Origin of the sequence: Novosphingobium sp. (assembly GCF_020852455.1) — a bacterium.
Lineage (GTDB): Bacteria > Pseudomonadota > Alphaproteobacteria > Sphingomonadales > Sphingomonadaceae > Novosphingobium.
In genome coordinates this window covers 1-17,233 of sequence record NZ_JADZAT010000001.1, presented here as the reverse complement: position 1 = coordinate 17,233, position 17,233 = coordinate 1, and the positions used below count along the sequence as shown (strand labels likewise).

Sequence of the window (17,233 nt, the reverse complement as noted above, 5' to 3'; positions counted from 1 at the left end):
TAATGGGGCGACGCGAACCTGAGGATCGGCGCGAACAGCTGCTCAAGGCAGCACTCGCCGCGCTTGCCGAAACCGGCATCGAACAATTCACCATGGCCGAGGTTGCGCGCCGTGCCGACGTTTCCCCGGCCCTGATCGTCCACTACTTTGGTGACCGCGATCGGTTGATCGAGGCGACTTTCCGCCAACTGGTCGAGCGCGTCACCACCCTGCCAATGAAGGCCCTGGCCGGCGGCGAAGAGCCGGAAGATCGCCTGCGCGCCTTCGTCATCGCCCATCTCAATCCCAACGAGCTCAGCTCCGAAGCCTCGCGCGCCTGGCTCTCATTCTGGGGCCTGGCGCTTTACACGCCCGCCCTCGCCCGGCTCCAGCGCGTTCACCAGGAACGCATGGTCTCAAACCTCAAGCACGAACTCAGGGCCATGGTCGTGCCGGGCGAAGTCACCCGGATCGCCGAAACGATCGGCGCGCTGATCGATGGCTTCTGGCTGCGCGCCGCGCTGGCCGGGGCCTGGAAGGACGATGCACAGATCCCGGTTGACTGGATCTTCGAAGTGATCGACCGCGAAGTCGCCGCAGCCCGCCTGCCGCGCGGCGAAGCCGGGCAGCAAGCGGCCAGTAGCACGTTCGATACGCTTAACCCCGCAACCGGTGAAGTGCTGGCCACGATCCGGATCGACGGCAAGGCCGAAGTCGACAAGGCCGTGGCCCGCGCCGCCGAAGCGCAAAAGCTGTGGGCTCGTACGCCGGGCGCCGAACGCGGGCGGATCCTCAACCGCGCTGCGCAGCTGCTGGTTGAGCGCAACGAAGACCTGGCCCGGATCGAAGCCCGGGATACCGGCAAGCCGATCCAGGAAACGGTGGCGGTCGATGTCCTGTCGGGCGCGGACTGCATCGAATATTTCGCGGGCCTGGCCCGCACACTCTCGGGCGAACATTTCGACCTCGGCTCCGGAGCGTTTGGGTACACCCGGCGCGAACCGCTGGGCGTGGTCGCAGGGATCGGGGCGTGGAACTATCCGATCCAGATCGCCTGCTGGAAGAGCGCCCCCGCGCTTGCCTGCGGCAACGCCATGCTGTTCAAGCCGGCAGAACTGACCCCGCTGACCGCCATTGAGCTGGAGAAGGCCTATCGCGACGCCGGGCTGCCCGATGGGCTGTTCCAGGTGGTCCAGGGCAAGGCCGACACCGGCCGGCTGCTGTCGCGCCATCCCGGGATCGCCAAGGTCTCACTGACCGGCGAAGTCGGCACCGGCAAGAAGGTCATGGCCGACGCCTCCTCGACCCTGAAGGTGGTCACACTGGAGCTGGGCGGCAAGTCAGCGCTGATCGTGTTCGAGGACGCCAATCTGGACGAGGCGGTTGCGGGTGCACTGCTCGCCAATTTCTATTCGGCGGGCGAAGTCTGCACCAATGGCACGCGGGTATTCGTCCACCGCAAGGTGCGTGACCAGTTCCTCGCCAAGCTGAAGGCCCGAACCGAGGCAATGATCGTGGGCGATCCGCTCGATCCGGCAACGCAGATGGGTGCGCTGATCTCGCACGATCACATGGAAAAGGTGCTGGGCTATATCCAGCTCGGCCAGCAACAGGGTGCCACGCTGCTGACCGGCGGCAAGCGGGTAACTACGGGTGCACTGGCCAGGGGCGCCTTTGTCGAACCGACCATCTTTACCGGCTGCACCGATGAAATGGCGATCGTGCGCGAAGAGATCTTCGGCCCGGTCATGTCGGTGCTCGATTTCGAGGACGAGGCCGAAGTCGTCGCCCGCGCCAATGCGACCGAACTGGGCCTGGCCGCCGGTATCTTTACCAACGATCTGACCCGCGCGCACCGCGTGATTGCCGCGCTTGAAGCCGGGACCTGCTGGATCAACACCTACAACATCACCCCGATCGAACTGCCGTTCGGCGGCAACAAGCAATCGGGTCTGGGCCGCGAGAACGGCAAGGCCGCGATCGAATATTTCACCCAGCTCAAGAGCGTCTACGTCGCCATGGAGCCGATCGATGCCCCATACTGACACCTACGATTTTATCATTGTCGGCGCCGGATCAGCCGGCTGCGTTCTGGCCGACCGGCTGAGTGCGGATGGACAGAACAAGGTGCTGCTGCTTGAAGCGGGCGGGTCTGACCGGTCGATCTTCATCCAGATGCCTGCGGCGCTGGCCTATCCGATGAACACCAAGCGGTGGAACTGGGGCTATCATTCCGAGCCCGAACCACACCTCAACAATCGCCGCCTGCATTGCCCGCGCGGGCTGGGCCTGGGCGGATCAAGCTCGATCAACGGGCTGGTTTACGTGCGCGGCAACCCGCTCGACTTCGAACGCTGGCAGGACGAGGATGGCGCGCGCGGCTGGGGCTATGCCGATGTGCTGCCCTACTTCAAGCGTGCCGAAACGCGGGCCGAAGGTGGCAACGAATACCGCGGCGGCGATGGCCCGCTCTCGACCACCTACGGCACCCTCGCCAATCCGCTCAATCAGGCCTGGCTCGATGCTGCCCGGGAAGCCGGTTATGACCTGACCGAAGACTACAACGGCTTCCGCCAGGAAGGCTTCGGGCGGATGGACATGACCGTGCGCAAGGGCACGCGCTGTTCGGCAGCGAAGGCCTATCTCTATCCAGCGCGCAAGCGTTCGAACCTGACCGTGGTCCAGCACGCGCTGGCCAGCCGGGTGCTGTTCGAAGGCAGGCGCGCGGTGGGGATCGAATACGAGCAGCACGGCACGGTTCACCAGGCCCGCGCCAGCCGTGAGGTGGTGCTGTCGGGCGGCTCGATCAATTCGGTGCAATTGCTCAAGCTTTCAGGGATCGGCCCGGCGGAAGAGCTGAAGAGCGTGGGGATCGACGTGCTGGCCGACCGCCCCGGGGTGGGCGCCAACCTGCAGGATCACTTGGAATTCTATTTCCAGATGGCCTGTACCCAGCCGATCACCCTGTTCGGTAAGGCCAACTTGTTGGGCAAGGCCATGGTCGGGGCGCAGTGGCTGTTCCTGCGCAGCGGGATCGGGGCGTCGAACCAGTTCGAAAGCTGCGGCTTCATCCGCAGCCGGGCGGGCATCAAGTATCCCGACATTCAGTACCATTTCTTCCCGATGGCGATCAATTACGACGGTTCCTCGCTGGCCACCGAACACGGCTTTCAGGCCCATGTCGGGCCGATGCGGTCCAAGAGCCGTGGCACGGTAACCCTGCGCAGCAAGGACCCGCGCGAGCATCCCAAGATCCTGTTCAACTACATGAGCCATCCGGACGACTGGGCCGAAATGCGCGCCTGCGTGCGTCTGACCCGCGAGATCTTCCAGCAGGATGCCTTTGCCCCCTGGCGCGGGCGCGAGATCCAGCCCGGCGCCGACTGCATTTCCGACGAACAGATCGACGCCTTCATCGCCGATCACGTCGAAAGCGCGCTGCACCCTTCATGCACCTGCAAGATGGGTGCGGCCAACGATCCGATGGCGGTGGTCGATCCTGAACTCAAGGTCATCGGGGTCGAGGGCCTGCGCGTGGTGGACAGTTCGGTGATGCCCTCGATCACTACCGGGAACCTCAACGCGCCGACGATCATGATCGGCGAAAAGGGTGCCGATCATATCCTTGGCAAGGGCCTGCTGCCGCCTTCGAACGCGCCCTATTACATCCCACCCAACTGGGAGACTGCGCAGCGATGATCCGCTCCATCAGCGAACCCGCCCGCGAGGTTCCGGTAGTCCACGAAACCGAAGTTCTGGTGATCGGTTCGGGCCCGGGCGGCCTTGCAGCGGCCCTGGCATCGGCGCGGGCGGGCGTAAAAACCACGCTGGTTGAACGCTATGGCTGCTTTGGCGGCAATATCACCCAAGTCGGGGTTGAAGGCTTTGCCTGGTATCGTCATCCGGCCACGATCGACAGCGAGGGCATTGGCCGCGAGTTCGAGGACCGCGCGCGCGAGATGGGCGCGGCGCTGCCCGAGCCGCAATCGATCAGCCACGCGCTCGATGCCGAAGCCTTCAAGTACGTGGCCGACTGCCTGGTTACCGAAGCCGGCGTGATCCCGATGCTGCACCGGATGTTCGTAGCGCCGATCATGGAAGGTGATTGCATCACGGGCGTGATTGTCGAGAGCAAGGCCGGGCGTGAGGCAATCCTGGCCAAGCTCGTGATCGATGCCAGCGGCGATGCCGATCTGGCCCACCGCGCCGGCGCCCCCACCCACATGCACCCCAAGGCCGAGATGATGAGCGTCTCGGTGATGTTCTCGATGTGCGGGGTGGAAAAGCGCCGGTTCATCGATGCGGTCAAGGCCGATCCGCAGACCTATGCTGACTGGGCCAAGGACGGCGAATGGTCGGTGACGACATCGGGCAAGGAAGACGAGATGTTCTCGCCCTTCCTGCGCAAACCGTTCCAGCAGGCGCACAAGGCCGGGCTGCTGCCCGACAGCCTCAAAACGATCGCCGGGACATGGGGTACGGTCAGCGATCAGGGCGATCTGACCTACCTCAACATGGTTCACATGACGCTCGACGGAACCGACCCGGATGACCTGACCCAAGGGGAAATCGAAGGTCGCCGTCAGGCGATGCAGGCGATCGAGGCGTTGCGCCGCTTTCAGCCGGGCTGTGAAAGCGCCAAACTGCGCAATTTCGGAATGACGCTGGGGATCCGCGATACCCGCAAGATCGACGCTGCCTACAACCTGACCGCCGCCGATGTTCAGGGCGAAGCGCGGTTCGAGGATTCGATCGGCATCTTCCCCGAATTCATCGATGGTTATGGCCTGCTGATCATCCCGACCACCGGACGCTATTTCCACGTCCCCTACCGCGCGATGCTGCCAAAGCAGGTGAAAAACCTGATCGTTACCGGCCGGACGATTGGCGGCGACAAGGTCAGCCACGCGGCAGTGCGCAATATGATGTGCTGCGCGGTCGCCGGACAGGGCGCGGGTGCGGCGGCGGCTATTGCGATCAAGTCCGGCAGCGACTTCAAATCGGTCGATATTGTCCGGGTCCAGGCTGAATTGCGCCGCCAGGGCGCGCGGATCGACTGACATCGCACATCATCAAGCTTGAGCACCAGCGCGCGTGGTGTATAAGCAGCGCTAATAATATGCGCCAATCCGCGCGATTGAGGGAGATGCGCGCGTATGAACAAGGGTCAGATCCCCTCCAGCTTCGAATTCCGGGCGCTGCAAGTCTTTGTAGTCACGGCCGAACAGGGCAGCATGACCCAGGCCGCCAAGGTCCTGGGGCTGACCCAGTCGGGCGTTTCGCAGATCATCGCCGGGCTTGAGGATTCGGTGGGCCGCCAGTTGTTCGACCGCTCGATCCGGCCGATCGTACTGACCAAGGTCGGTCAGGTGCTGCTGCGCCAGAGCCAGAAGATCCTGGGCGATCTCAATTCCGCCTTCGTCGAGGCGACCGAGAGCGACAGCGGCGAACTGGCCTCGCTCAGCATTGCCATGCCCGAAAGTCTGGCCAACGTGCTGGGCCCCCGCCTCTATCGCCGCAAGGGCGATATCGCTCGCAACTGGCGGATTTCGAACGGGTTGATGCCGGACCAGCGCGCCAAGTTCAACACCCACGCCGCCGACATCATGATCACCGAGGAAAGCAACACCTCGGACATGCTCGACGTTGAACGGTTCAACCTGTTTACCGAACCTTATGTGCTTATTTTTCCGAAAAAATTCGGCCTCACTCCCGAACTTGGGCCGCACCTGGCCGACAGCCCGTTCATCCGTTTCTCGCTGCGCAGTTCGATGGGACGGCAGACCGAGGCGCAGCTCAACCGGTTGCAGCTGAAATACCCCTCGCACATCGAGTTCGATTCGATCGTCGGCCATGCCACGGCGGTTTCCTATGGCCTGGGCTGGGGGATCACCACGCCGCTGTGCCTGTTCCAGGTGCCCTGGGCGTTCGAGCAACTGTCGATCCATCCGATCCTGCGCGGCAAGTTCGGGCGGCGCATGACCCTGCTGGCTCGCCCGCAAATGCTGGGGTCCGCGCCGCGGGTGCTGGTCGATGAATGCCGCGCAATCCTTGAGGAGGAGGTGTTCCCTCAGCTCTTAGGGCACCTGCCCTGGCTTGAAGGGTCGTTCAAGGTTGGCGATGACTGATCGCCAGAGCGACCAGCACTGTATTACCGCAAGACATGGTAGCGATCATTTTCCGCACGCGACTTGTGCAATTGTTTCACATGGCGGAAATCCACCACGCCGGGGCGCATTTCGCGTGTCGTTTACCGGTCGGCAAAAACTCTGAAATTGAGAGGCAAGGGCCTTTGCGCTCTTGAGAACGGGATGCAAGAGAATCAACTTCCGCCCCCGGGTGCCCCGGATATCGAGATCGCCCGCGCTGCGAAGATGGCGCCGATCCTGCCGCTGGCAGAAGACCGGCTGGGCATCGCGCCCGAAGCGCTGGTGCCGTACGGCCACTTCAAGGCCAAGGTCAGCCTCGATTACATTGCATCGCTGCAGGACAAGCCCAACGGCAAGCTGGTGCTGGTCACTGCAATCACCCCCACTCCGGCGGGTGAAGGCAAGACCACCACTTCGGTCGGGCTCAACGACGGGCTCAACCTGATCGGGGTCAAGTCGATCGTCTGCCTGCGTGAGCCCTCGCTGGGTCCGTGCTTCGGGATGAAGGGCGGCGCCGCTGGTGGCGGCCGCGCCCAGGTGATCCCGATGGAGGACATCAACCTCCACTTCAACGGCGATTTCCACGCCATCGCCTCGGCCCACGCGCTGCTCGCTGCATTGCTCGACAACCACCTGCAATGGGGTAACGAGCTCAACATCGATCCGCGCCGGGTGGTCTGGCGCCGGGCGGTCGACATGAACGACCGCGCGCTGCGCAACATCGCGATCGGCCTGGGCGGCGTCACTCACGGCGTGCCGCGTGAAACCGGCTTCGATATCATCGTCGCCTCGGAAATCATGGCGATCCTGTGCCTGGCGACCGACATCAAGGACCTGCAGCGCCGCCTTGGCGACATCATCGTTGCCCGTACCTATGACAAGACCCCGGTCACCGCGCGCGACCTCAAGGCCGATGGCGCGATGGCCGTGCTGCTGCGCGATGCGATCCAGCCCAACCTGGTCCAGTCGATCGAGCACAACCCGGCCTTCATCCACGGCGGCCCCTTCGCCAACATCGCCCACGGCTGCAACTCGGTCATGGCAACGCAGACCGCGCTCAAGCTGGCCGATGTAGTCGTTACCGAAGCTGGCTTCGGGGCCGACCTTGGCGCCGAAAAGTTCCTCGACATCAAGTGCCGTCATTCGGGCCTGCGCCCCGATGCCGTGGTGCTGGTGGCCACCGTCCGCGCGCTCAAGATGCAGGGCGGCGTCAAGAAGGACGACCTCGGCATGCCCGACGTCGCCGCGCTGGAACGCGGTGCGGTCAACCTGGAACGCCATATCCAGAACCTGCAGAAGTTCGGCCTGACCCCGGTGGTGGCAATCAACCACTTCATCAAGGACACCGAGGAAGAACTGGAAGCGCTGAAGGCGGTCTGCGCCAAGTACGGTGCGCGTGTTGCGCTGGCCAGGCACTGGGCCGAAGGCGGCAAGGGCGCGGAAGAACTGGCCCGCCAGGTCAAGGCCCAGCTCGACGAAGGCCAGGCCGAAGTGAAGCTGCTGTACCCCGACGACATGCCGCTGGCCGACAAGATCGCCACGGTGGCGCGCGAAATCTATCGCGCCGACGGGATCGCACTGTCGAGCTCGGCCGCCAGCAATCTCAAGGACTATGAGAAGCTGGGCTATGGCAAGCTGCCGGTCTGCATCGCCAAGACGCAGTACAGCTTCTCAACCGATCCGGCCAACGCCGGTGCCCCCACCGGGCACACGCTGGAAGTGCGCGAAGTGCGCCTTTCGGCCGGCGCCGGCTTCATCGTCGCGGTCTGCGGCGACATCATGACCATGCCGGGCCTGCCGCGCCGCCCGGCCAGCAACGAAATCGGCCTCGACGACAGCGGCAACATCGTCGGGCTTGCATAAGGAATGAGTGGGGGACCTGAATGAACGATCAAACTGCGTCCCCCTCTCGCCGTGCGGGCGGCCGTGCCGCCCGCCAAGCGCTCCGCGCCGCCCCACTCGCTGAAGATCTGCGCCCGATCCGTCCGGGCCTGGAAGGCGGCTGGTACAAGCCGCTGACCGATGCCGGGGTGCAGCGCATCCACCAGGGTGCGCTTGATGCGCTGGAGCAGATCGGGCTGGCCAATGCGCCAGCTTCAGGCGTTGAGATCCTGACCGGTGCCGGGGCGATCCTGGGCGATGATGGCCGGATCCGCTTCCCGCGCGCATTGGTGGAAGACATGCTGGCGATTGCCGCGCGCGATATCACGCTGTTCGCCCGCGATCCCAAGCATGACATGCACCTGTCGGGCAGCAAGGTCCATTTCGGCACCGCCGGTGCTGCCGTCCACGTGGTTGACCTTGAAACCAACGACTATCGCGATTCAACCTCGAAGGACCTCTACGACGCCGCCAAGATCGTCGACAATCTCGACAACGTCCATTTCTTCCAGCGGATGATGGTCTGCCGCGATGTGACGGACCTGGTCGATATGGACATGAACACGCTCTACGCGTGCCTGTCCGGCACCACCAAGCACGTCGGCACTTCGTTCTCCGATCCGATCAGCGTCGCTCCGGGCTTCGAGATGCTGCACATGGTCGCCGGCGGCGAAGCCGAATGGCGCGCGCGCCCGTTCGTTTCCAATTCGAACTGCTTCGTGGTCCCGCCGATGAAGTTCGCCGAGGAAAGCTGCATCACGATGGAAGCCTGCGTCCGCGCCGGTATGCCGATGCTGCTGCTTTCAGCCGGACAGGCCGGGGCCACTGCCCCCGCCTCAATCGCGCTGGCGATCACCCAGGCGGTGGCCGAGTGTCTGGCGGGCGTGGTCTATGTCAATGCAATCCAGCCCGGCGCCCCGGCGATTTTCGGCACCTGGCCGTTCGTTTCGGACCTGCGCACCGGTTCCATGTCCGGCGGCAGCGCCGAACAGGGCCTGCTGACTGCTGGCTGCGCGCAGATGCACCGCTTCTACGGCCTGCCCGGCGGAGCCGCCGGCGGGATGACCGACAGCAAGCTGCCCGATATGCAGTGCGGCTGGGAACAGGGCATCATCAACGTCATGGCGGGCTTGGCGGGCCTCAACATGGTCTATGAATCGGTAGGCATGCAGGCCTCGCTACTGGGCTTCTCGTTCGAGAGCCTGATCCTGGGCGACGATATCCTGGGCCAGGCCCAGCGCGCGGTGCGCGGGATCGAGGTGACCGAGGACAAGATGGATCTGGACGTGATGAAGGCAGTTTGCCTGGGCGGTCCCGGTCACTACCTCGGCTCTGAGCAGACGATGAGCCTGATGCAGACCGACTACGTCTATCCCACGGTCGGCAACCGGATGAGCCCCAAGGAATGGAACGAGGCGCAGAAGCCGATGCTGCTGGATGGTGCCCGGGCCCGCATGGGCGCGATCCTGCGTGAGGCGCGCTGCGTGATCGATCCGGCGATCGATGCAGCGATCCGCGAGAAGTTCAACATCGCGTTTGCAGCTTGATCGGACTGGTTCCGGCTAACCCGCTGGTCCGCGCGCAAGGATCCGCAGCCGCGACAAGAATTCGCCTCGATCAACATAACAACCGTGGAGGTGACGATAGCCCGTCGCGGGATCGAATGCCTCGCGCCCGTGCAGCGCGCGCCGATTGTCGAAGACCACCATTTCACCCGGTTGCAGCATAAATGTCAGGCGATACCGGGCATCCCGCGTAAGGGTCATCAAAGCCCGATATGCCCGGTAGTACTCGGGCATGACTTCGGCCGGCATATCGAAAACCCCGGCGATATGGGCGTTGTAGCGTAGTTCGGTCACCGCCCCGGCGCGATCGCGGATGATCACCGGTTCGCGCACGCGGATGTCATAGTCCTCATCGTGAAAGCGAAACGGGATCGGCACTGTTGAGAGCAGTTCGAATGCAGCCGGGTCCAGCGAACGCAGGTCTTCAGCGATCATGAATCCGTCAGCAAAGATCGATTCGCCGCCCTTGGCCGCATTGGCAAGACAGTGCAGGAACTGGAATCCTGGCGGCACCTCCTGATTGGGCAGGTCAGTGTGCAGCGGCAGGGCAATTGCGGTGTAGGCCAGATTGTTGGGCTTGGGCACGCTGATCACTTCAAATTCCTGGCCGAAATTGGTGCGCCGCAAAAAGCCGATCCGCTGGGCAACCGCCATTCCGGCGTCGGCCGAGTCCGCCAGGCCATCGATGATCGAAAGACCAAAGCGAGCCGTTTCGCGCATCCAGGCCTCAAGCTCGGCATCGCTGTCCATGACAGCTTCTGCGGCAAAGCGTGGAATTCCTGAAACACCGAGATCGGCACGCCACAACTCTGGCACGATCGCCGCTGGATCAGTCGCAGGGCGGCCCGGGCGATGGGCATCCAGCAGAGCCAGCGGCATGCGGCTTACATGGCCGTCAGCATAGCTCAGAAGCACAGCATCGCCCTCGATCCGGGCCTCGTCGAGCCTCGGCGCCTCAGCAAGCGAAAGCAGGTCGAGCACGCGTTCATGAGTATCGGGATGCAGAGCCGAAGGGCAGTTGTCGCGCAGCCAGATGGCGGGATAGGTGACACCGTCGGTGTCAGCGAACGATACGACCAGCGCGTTGTCGCGCAGGTCCAGCCGAGGTGCGGCCATGGGGAATTCCAGTACAGATGTTGGATTGGCAGGGGCGAAACGCGCTATTTCTCGCGCGGCGGCGGCCACCACGCCTGCGGCTTGCCATGCGCATACGCGCGCATACGCTGCCCAGGCTTGAAGTTCCTCAGCTTGCGATCCATGCGGGAAGGCTAACCGAGTGCCCAGCACCTGGCAACCGCGAAGGAGCCCCAATTGCATGCCCTTGCCAAACATGCGATCTGATCGGCACTTGAGGGGGGAAACATGGCTGCAACGAGACCTTCCGGCGAAGACTCACGCCCGTTCATGTTTACCCTTATCGGGATTGGTGCGGCGTCAACCGCCGCGCACCTGGGCAACAATTTCACCACCTACCTGGTCGGGGGGCTGATCGACCGGTACCAGTTCACGCCCTTTGCGATGGGCGCGTGGAACATGGCCGAGACGCTGAGCTATGCAGCGGCGATGTTCCTGATCGCCCCCCGCGCGCGCCAGCTTGATGCCCGCGTTCTGGCCCTGGTGGCCAGCGTACTGGTGGTGCTGGCGCAGGCGGGTTCGGCGCTGACCGGCAATTTCGCACTGCTGTTCGCCGGACGGATCGGCACCGGGCTGGGCTTTGGCATTCTCAATTCGGCGGTCAACCTCGCGGCCGGCCGCACCGAGCATCCGGCGCGCTGGATCTCGCTGGGAATCGCATTCCAGACCGTGCTGTTCGCCGCTATCGCACTGGGCCTGCCGCAAGTCGGCGCAAGCCACGGGGTGACCGGCATGTTCCTGGCGCTGGGCGGTATATCTGCCTTGCTAGGGTTGATGTCGCTGCTGCTGCCCGGCGGCAAGGACCTGACTGGCGAGCACGTTTCCAAGCCAAACCCGCCGATCGGCGCCGATGGTCTGCGGGTGCTGACCGCGATGGCGCTGTTTGCGTTCGGGACCCTGGCGCTGTGGCCGTTCATAGAGCGCACCGCCAACGCGATCGGTGTGCCTGCAACCGAATTCGGGCGCTACCAGTCGCTTGCCACGCTCGCCTCTGCGCTGAGCACGGCCGGCCTGGCCGCGATCAGCACCCGCCTGACCCGCGCAGTGCCGATGGCCACCGTGCTGGGCGCTTGCGGCATCGCCTGCGCGTTGCTGACCACAGTCGGGACCGCTCCGGCCTTCGCCGCCGCCTTCATCGGCTACAACGTCAGCTGGTTCCTGACCTATCCGATGTTGCTGGGCCTGGCCTATGATTGTGACAGCAGCGGCCGGCTGGCGGTGATGACCACCGGCACCTGGCTGCTCGCCCAGTCGTTCGGTTCGCTTGCAGCAGGAGCGATTGCGCAGGGCTTTGGCGGCTATGCCCCGATCGGTCCGCTTGGGGCACTGACCTGTGTCGCCGCAATCGCGGTTGCCTGGCCGCTCGCCCGGCGTTTCGACAAGGATCCGGCGAAGGATCGCAGCAAGGCTGCCGTGACAACGCATTGAGCGCTGCCGGTTATGCCAGCATGAAGATTTGACATGCTGGGGCGGCGAAAGCTTCGGATAGACAGTCGCCATGAACGACATGTCCCCCCCTTCCCGTGGGCGCGGCGGGCGTGAGGCCAAGCGGGCCGCGCGCCTGGCCGGCCCCAGCGCTTCCGCCCCCTTCATCAGCCGCAAGTTGCCCTATGTCGAACTGCTCGACGAAGAGGGGCTGAGCCTGATTGAGGAAAATGCCGAGCGGATCCTGTCGGAGATCGGCTGCGAATTCCGCGACGATCCCGAAGCGCTCGAAATCTGGAAGGCTGCCGGCGCGGAAGTAACCGGCGAACTGGTGCGGATGCCGCGCGGCATGTGCCGCAAGCTGATCCAGGACCATGCGCCGCGCGAATTCACCCACCAGGCCCGCAATCCGGCGCGCAGCACCATCATTGGCGGTAAACGCACGGTCTTTGCCCCCACCGCCGGTCCGCCATTCGTCCGCTGCCTCGACAAGGGCCGCCGCTATGGCACTATCGAGGACTTCTACAATTTCGCTAAGCTGACCCAGGCCAGCCCCTGGCTGCACAGCTCGGCCACCGCGATGTGCGAACCGGTCGACCTGCCGGTGAACAAGCGCCACTTCGACATGTTCCTGGGCAACGCGGTCCACACCGACAAGCCGTTCTTCAGCGCGGTGTCGCAGCCCAGCCGCAGCGAGGACTGCGTCGAAATGGCGCAGATCCTGTTCGGCGACCGCTTCGTCGATCCGCTGACCGGTGAGAACAACACCTGCCTGATGGGCGTGATCAACGGCAACTCGCCGCTGACCTTCGATGCCACCATGCTGGGTGCCGCGAAGGTACTCGCACGTGCCAATCAGGGTACGTTGATCACCCCTTTCATTATGGCTGGTGCCATGGCGCCCACCGGTCTTGCGGGCGCTATAGCAGTCACTTTGGCCGAAGCCATGGCCGGCATGGCCTTCCTCCAATTGGTCAAGCCTGGCGCCCCGGTCATCTTCGGAAGTTTCGTCACCACACTCTCGATGCAGAGCGGCGCACCGACCTATGGAACGCCCGAAACCAGCCTGATGAAGAACGCGCTGCTGGCGCTCGCCCGCCGGCTCGGCGTGCCCTCGCGTACTGGCGGCAGCCTCTGCGCGTCCAAGATCGCCGACGCCCAGGCCGCCTTCGAAAGCGCGCAAACTTTGCAGACTACCGTACTGGGTGGGGCCAATTTTGTGCTGCAATCGGCCGGCTGGCTCGAAGGCGGGCTGGTGACCGGGTACGAGAAGTTCATGATGGACTGCGACCAGTTGGGTATGATGCATGTCCTGCTGAACGGCTATGACCTGAGCGAAAACGGCCAGGCGATGGACGCAATCCGCGAGGTCGGCCCGGGCAAGCACTTCTTCGGCTGCGCGCATACCCAGGCCAATTTCGAAACCGCCTTTTACCGCTCTCCGCTGGCCGACTATGCCAGCTGGGAACAGTGGGAAGCCGAAGGTGCGCAAGACATCCAGCAGCGCGCCAATGCGGCCTGGAAGAAAACCCTTGCGGAACATGAGGATCCGGCGCTCGATCCAGGTGTGCTCGATGGCCTCAAGGACTATATCGCCAGGCGCAAGGGGCAGATGCCCGACGCGAACTATTAAGCCTAGGCAACCTGCCCGCGTTGTTCGGGCAGGCCCATCGAGACCAGCAGGCCACGCTCCTGCTGGATCGCGGCAAACTGCGCCTTCGACCTCATGTCGAGCCAGCCCGCCTGGACCAGCGACTGCGCCACCGCCCCACCCAGAGTGTTGCCTGGCCCCACCACGATGAACAGGTCCGGCGCGAATTCGCGCGCGGCCACCGTGATGGCGCGCGTGAAGTCATAGGTTTGCACCACCTGGGTATCGAGCGTGTAGGCATGGATCGCGGCGGGATCGCTGGCCTGCGGCCACCAGACCTTGCCGCGCCCGTCGATCATCGGCAGGTCTGGCGATCGGAACAGGCTGGCCGGAAGTTCAGCCCGGCCCGCCTCGGCCACCGGCGTGACCAGCGGAGTATGGAAAGCGGCATGGTTGCCCAGCCGCATCGGAAAGCGCTGTTGTACCGGCTCGACCGCCGTTTCGAAGGCGGCCAGCCCGGCCTCATTGCCGGCCAGCACCAGCATGCCGCCCAGCTCGATCGAGACGAACAGCTCGCATTCCGGACGGGCTGCCAGCTCGCTGACCAAGGTCAGCAATTCGGCCCGGCGCGCGGGCCGCGGGTTCCATTCTTCATCGCTGAACGGATAGACCAGCTGCCCGCCGATCAGCGAGGCCTGCATCAGCGTGCCCATCGTGTTCGCAACGCGGAACCCGTCGCTGGCCGAGAGCGCGCCGCCACAGGCCAGCGCGGTATACCAGCCCATCGAATTGCCGGTTACCGCAACCACTTCGATCTCGTTCCTGTCAATCGACAGGAAGTCGCCCAGCGACGAGGCATAGATAAGTGCCGAGGCATTGTCGCCGCGGGTGTGCACCGCCATCGAAAAGCGCTCCGCTCCGTCTAGTTCAGTGACCGGAACTTGCCCGCGCTCATTCCGCTGACGATCGAAATCGGCAAGCATGCCTGCATTGGGGAAATGCTGCCGCAGATAGCCAAGCTCGGTCTTGTTGTAGGTGCCGCGCCCCGGGCAGATGACGACCGCGCTTTTCATTGGCCGCCTCCCACCAGTGCGAGGGCCGCATCAACGATACTTTCAGCTGACGGCATCGTTGCCGCATAGGCCGGCCCCGTGGCGATGAAGCTGTCTTCCGAACTAAGTCTCGCGAAGGACGGGACCTTGGCCTCGGCCAGCAGTGTCATCAGCGATTCGGCCACCCCGCCCGAACGGCGCGTTTCATCCACCACCAGCACGTTCTTGCACCCCTTGATCGCGTCGATGATCCCCTCGCCCGGCAACGGTGAAAGCCAGCGAATGTCGATCACCCGCGCTGACACGCCCTTCTCTGCCAGCTTCGGCAGGGCCTGGCGGGCCATGTAGGCGCCATTGGCAAAGCTCACGATCGCCAGATCCTGCCCATTGCCGTACTGGCCGACCTGGCCCAGCGGAATGCGTTGGTCAGGCTCGGGATAGAGGTTCATCCAGCCGCCATCGCCGGCCTCATGCAGGTCGCGCATCGGGTAAAGCGCGATCGGCTCGAGGAAAACCACCAGGCGCTGTTCCTCACGCGCCAGCCGGACACATTCGCGCAGCATCATCGCCGCATCCGCGCCATTCGACGGACAGGCCAGGATCAGCCCGGGAATGTCGCGCAGCACCGCTACCGAATTGTCGTTGTGGAAGTGCCCGCCGAACCCCTTCTGGTAACCAAGCCCGGCGATCCGGACGACCATCGGGTTGGTGAATTGCCCGTTGGAGAAGAACGGCAAGGTCGCCGCTTCGCCGCGCAACTGGTCTTCCGCGTTGTGCAGGTAAGCCAGGAACTGGATCTCCGGCATCGGCACAAAACCATTGTGGGCCATGCCGATCGCCAGCCCCAGGATGGTCTGTTCGTCCAGCAGGGTATCAATCACCCGGGCCCGGCCAAATCGGTTGCTGAGCTTCTGGGTAACGCCATAGACCCCGCCCTTGCGGCCGACATCCTCGCCCATCAGTGCAATTTCTTCATGCGCTAGCATCAGGTCGGCCAGTGCCCAGTTGATCAGGCGCGACATGATCTGCGGCGTCTGCATAGCCTTCAGGTCATCGCCGAACAGCGCCGCGCGCTGATCCTGATCGGGCCCGTTGGTGGGTGCGCAGGCCCGCTTGGGCGGGATCAGCGAGGCCATGACCTCTGCCGCAGTGCCCAGCCTGGGGCGCTCTTCGGCGACTGCGGCCACGCGTTGCACGCGCGCTTCAGTGCCAAGATAGATGTCGAGCGCCTGTTCCTTGGTCAGCGCCCCCGCCTCAATCAGCAACCGCGCGGAATGCAGCAGCGGATCGTGCGCCTCTTCGGCCTCAACCTCGTCGCGCGAGAGATAGCTGAGCGCGAGGTCGGCCCCGGCATGGCCATAAAGGCGAATGCAGCCCAGGTGCAGGAAGGCCGGCTTGCGGCGGGTGCGGACGTATTCTGCCGCCTCGCTCGCCACGCGGAACGTGTCGTAAATGTCGAGCCCGTCGCAGCTGAAGTATTTCAGCCCCGGACGATTGGAGAAGGTGGCGTTGATCCAGCCCTTGGGGGTCTTGGTCGAGATGCCGATGCCATTGTCCTCGCAGACGAACAGCAAGGGCAGCGGCGATGACTGGTAGGAAGTCCACTGCGCGGCGTTGAAGGCGCCTTGCGCAGTCGCATGGTTGGCCGAGGCATCGCCGAACGAACAGACCACGATCGCATCATCGCCCAGCACCTGATGCTCAGGCGGATGGCGCCGGGCCAGGCCGACCGAATAGGCCGCGCCAACCGCCTTGGGCAGATGACTGGCAATCGTCGAGGTCTGCGGCGGGATATTCAGCGCCCTTGACCCCAGCACCTTGTGCCGCCCGCCCGAAATCGGATCTTCGGATGAACAGGCGAAGGACAGCAGCATGTCCCAGGTTATCGATTGCCCCGGAACCTGGCTGGAACGCTGGATCTGGAACGCGGCATCGCGGTAATGCAGGAAAGCCATATCGCTGGGCCGCAGTGCCGCCGCCACGGCCGCCATCCCTTCGTGTCCCGAAGAACCGATTGTGTAGAAACCCTTGCCCCGGGCCTGCATCGGTCGGCTGATCCGGTCGAGCGACCGAGACAGGCATTGCGACCGAAATATCTCAATCGCGTCGTGATTTTCGAGCGGGCCGGAAGGGGCCCGTCCGTCCGGAAATTCGCCTTCACCAAGGCTGCGGACAAGGTTTTCGTGAACGATTGCGACGCGCGGCATGCGAGAACTCTGCTTGAAGCCGGAAGCCCGGTTGGTGAACGACAAGCATCATGTGCAAGACCTTGAATGGCCCGCTTGTCAACAATGGCCGTTACGGCAGACAGCAATTTCGATGGAAAAATTATGGTAGCGGAGGAGGCGCTATAACTTTCGTCTCAGGCAATTTCAGAGCGTCTCCAACTACTCTGTAAAATCAGCGATTTATCTTGTAACGTGTTCGCGGTCGGTCGCCCTGAATCGCCTGAATTCC

11 protein-coding genes are annotated in these 17,233 nt (G+C 63.9%); 8 read left to right on the top strand and 3 right to left on the bottom strand.

All coding sequences use genetic code 11. The features are described 5' to 3' along the window. The first annotated feature begins 2 nt into the window (after positions 1-2). The 6 genes from betB to IT549_RS00030 all read left to right on the top strand — a co-directional run bounded on the left by betB (position 3) and on the right by IT549_RS00030 (position 9,556). Complete coding sequence (gene betB, locus IT549_RS00055) at positions 3-2,024, top strand: betaine-aldehyde dehydrogenase (RefSeq protein ID WP_292968976.1); 2,022 nt, start codon at positions 3-5, stop codon at positions 2,022-2,024. Beyond that, entirely contained in the window at positions 2,011-3,678 is a 1,668-nt protein-coding gene (gene betA, locus IT549_RS00050; RefSeq protein ID WP_292968974.1) for a choline dehydrogenase, read from the top strand. The genes betB and betA overlap by 14 nt, the downstream gene beginning before the upstream one ends. Then, positions 3,675-5,039 carry an FAD-dependent oxidoreductase gene (locus IT549_RS00045; RefSeq protein ID WP_292968972.1) on the top strand — a complete coding sequence of 455 codons (1,365 nt, stop codon included), beginning with the start codon at positions 3,675-3,677 and terminating at the stop codon, positions 5,037-5,039. The genes betA and IT549_RS00045 overlap by 4 nt, the downstream gene beginning before the upstream one ends. Positions 5,040-5,135: 96 nt before the next feature. Then, positions 5,136-6,107 (top strand): LysR family transcriptional regulator, encoded by a 972-nt coding sequence (locus tag IT549_RS00040; protein WP_292968971.1) that lies wholly within the window; start codon positions 5,136-5,138, stop codon positions 6,105-6,107. Positions 6,108-6,290: 183 nt separating this feature from the next. Then, positions 6,291-7,991, top strand: coding sequence for a formate--tetrahydrofolate ligase (locus IT549_RS00035; protein ID WP_292968970.1), 1,701 nt, complete (start codon positions 6,291-6,293; stop codon positions 7,989-7,991). Positions 7,992-8,011: 20 nt separating this feature from the next. Further along, on the top strand, positions 8,012-9,556 hold the full coding sequence (locus tag IT549_RS00030; RefSeq protein WP_292968969.1) for a trimethylamine methyltransferase family protein: 1,545 nt from the start codon (positions 8,012-8,014) through the stop codon (positions 9,554-9,556). Positions 9,557-9,571: 15 nt separating this feature from the next. On the opposite strand, the gene IT549_RS00025 is transcribed toward IT549_RS00030, so the two are convergent. After that, on the bottom strand, positions 9,572-10,906 hold the full coding sequence (locus IT549_RS00025) for a TauD/TfdA family dioxygenase (protein ID WP_292968965.1): 1,335 nt from the start codon (positions 10,904-10,906) through the stop codon (positions 9,572-9,574). Positions 10,907-10,978: 72 nt separating this feature from the next. On the opposite strand from IT549_RS00025, the gene IT549_RS00020 reads away from it, so the two are divergent. After that, on the top strand, positions 10,979-12,136 hold the full coding sequence (locus IT549_RS00020) for an MFS transporter (protein WP_292968963.1): 1,158 nt from the start codon (positions 10,979-10,981) through the stop codon (positions 12,134-12,136). 70 nt (positions 12,137-12,206) lie between these two features. Further along, positions 12,207-13,766 carry a trimethylamine methyltransferase family protein gene (locus IT549_RS00015; RefSeq protein ID WP_292968961.1) on the top strand — a complete coding sequence of 520 codons (1,560 nt, stop codon included), beginning with the start codon at positions 12,207-12,209 and terminating at the stop codon, positions 13,764-13,766. Positions 13,767-13,768: 2 nt separating this feature from the next. On the opposite strand, the gene IT549_RS00010 is transcribed toward IT549_RS00015, so the two are convergent. Then, a complete protein-coding gene (locus IT549_RS00010) occupies positions 13,769-14,797 on the bottom strand; it encodes an ACP S-malonyltransferase (protein WP_292968958.1) in 1,029 nt (342 codons plus the stop codon). Continuing rightward, the gene (locus IT549_RS00005; RefSeq protein ID WP_292968955.1) at positions 14,794-16,983 is read right to left on the bottom strand and encodes an alpha-ketoacid dehydrogenase subunit alpha/beta; all 2,190 of its coding nucleotides are present in this window, start codon (positions 16,981-16,983) and stop codon (positions 14,794-14,796) included. The genes IT549_RS00010 and IT549_RS00005 overlap by 4 nt, the downstream gene beginning before the upstream one ends. Between the last annotated feature and the right edge of the window lie 250 nt (positions 16,984-17,233).

Excerpts from the sequence above, each read along its gene's own strand:
- betB (WP_292968976.1), top strand. The coding sequence starts at position 3 with ATGGGGCGACGCGAACCTGAGGATCGGCGCGAACAGCTGCTCAAGGCA.
- betA (WP_292968974.1), top strand. The coding sequence starts at position 2,011 with ATGCCCCATACTGACACCTACGATTTTATCATTGTCGGCGCCGGATCA.
- IT549_RS00045 (WP_292968972.1), top strand. The coding sequence starts at position 3,675 with ATGATCCGCTCCATCAGCGAACCCGCCCGCGAGGTTCCGGTAGTCCAC.
- IT549_RS00040 (WP_292968971.1), top strand. The coding sequence starts at position 5,136 with ATGAACAAGGGTCAGATCCCCTCCAGCTTCGAATTCCGGGCGCTGCAA.
- IT549_RS00035 (WP_292968970.1), top strand. The coding sequence starts at position 6,291 with ATGCAAGAGAATCAACTTCCGCCCCCGGGTGCCCCGGATATCGAGATC.
- IT549_RS00030 (WP_292968969.1), top strand. The coding sequence starts at position 8,012 with ATGAACGATCAAACTGCGTCCCCCTCTCGCCGTGCGGGCGGCCGTGCC.
- IT549_RS00025 (WP_292968965.1), bottom strand. The coding sequence starts at position 10,906 with ATGTTTGGCAAGGGCATGCAATTGGGGCTCCTTCGCGGTTGCCAGGTG.
- IT549_RS00020 (WP_292968963.1), top strand. The coding sequence starts at position 10,979 with ATGTTTACCCTTATCGGGATTGGTGCGGCGTCAACCGCCGCGCACCTG.
- IT549_RS00015 (WP_292968961.1), top strand. The coding sequence starts at position 12,207 with ATGAACGACATGTCCCCCCCTTCCCGTGGGCGCGGCGGGCGTGAGGCC.
- IT549_RS00010 (WP_292968958.1), bottom strand. The coding sequence starts at position 14,797 with ATGAAAAGCGCGGTCGTCATCTGCCCGGGGCGCGGCACCTACAACAAG.
- IT549_RS00005 (WP_292968955.1), bottom strand. The coding sequence starts at position 16,983 with ATGCCGCGCGTCGCAATCGTTCACGAAAACCTTGTCCGCAGCCTTGGT.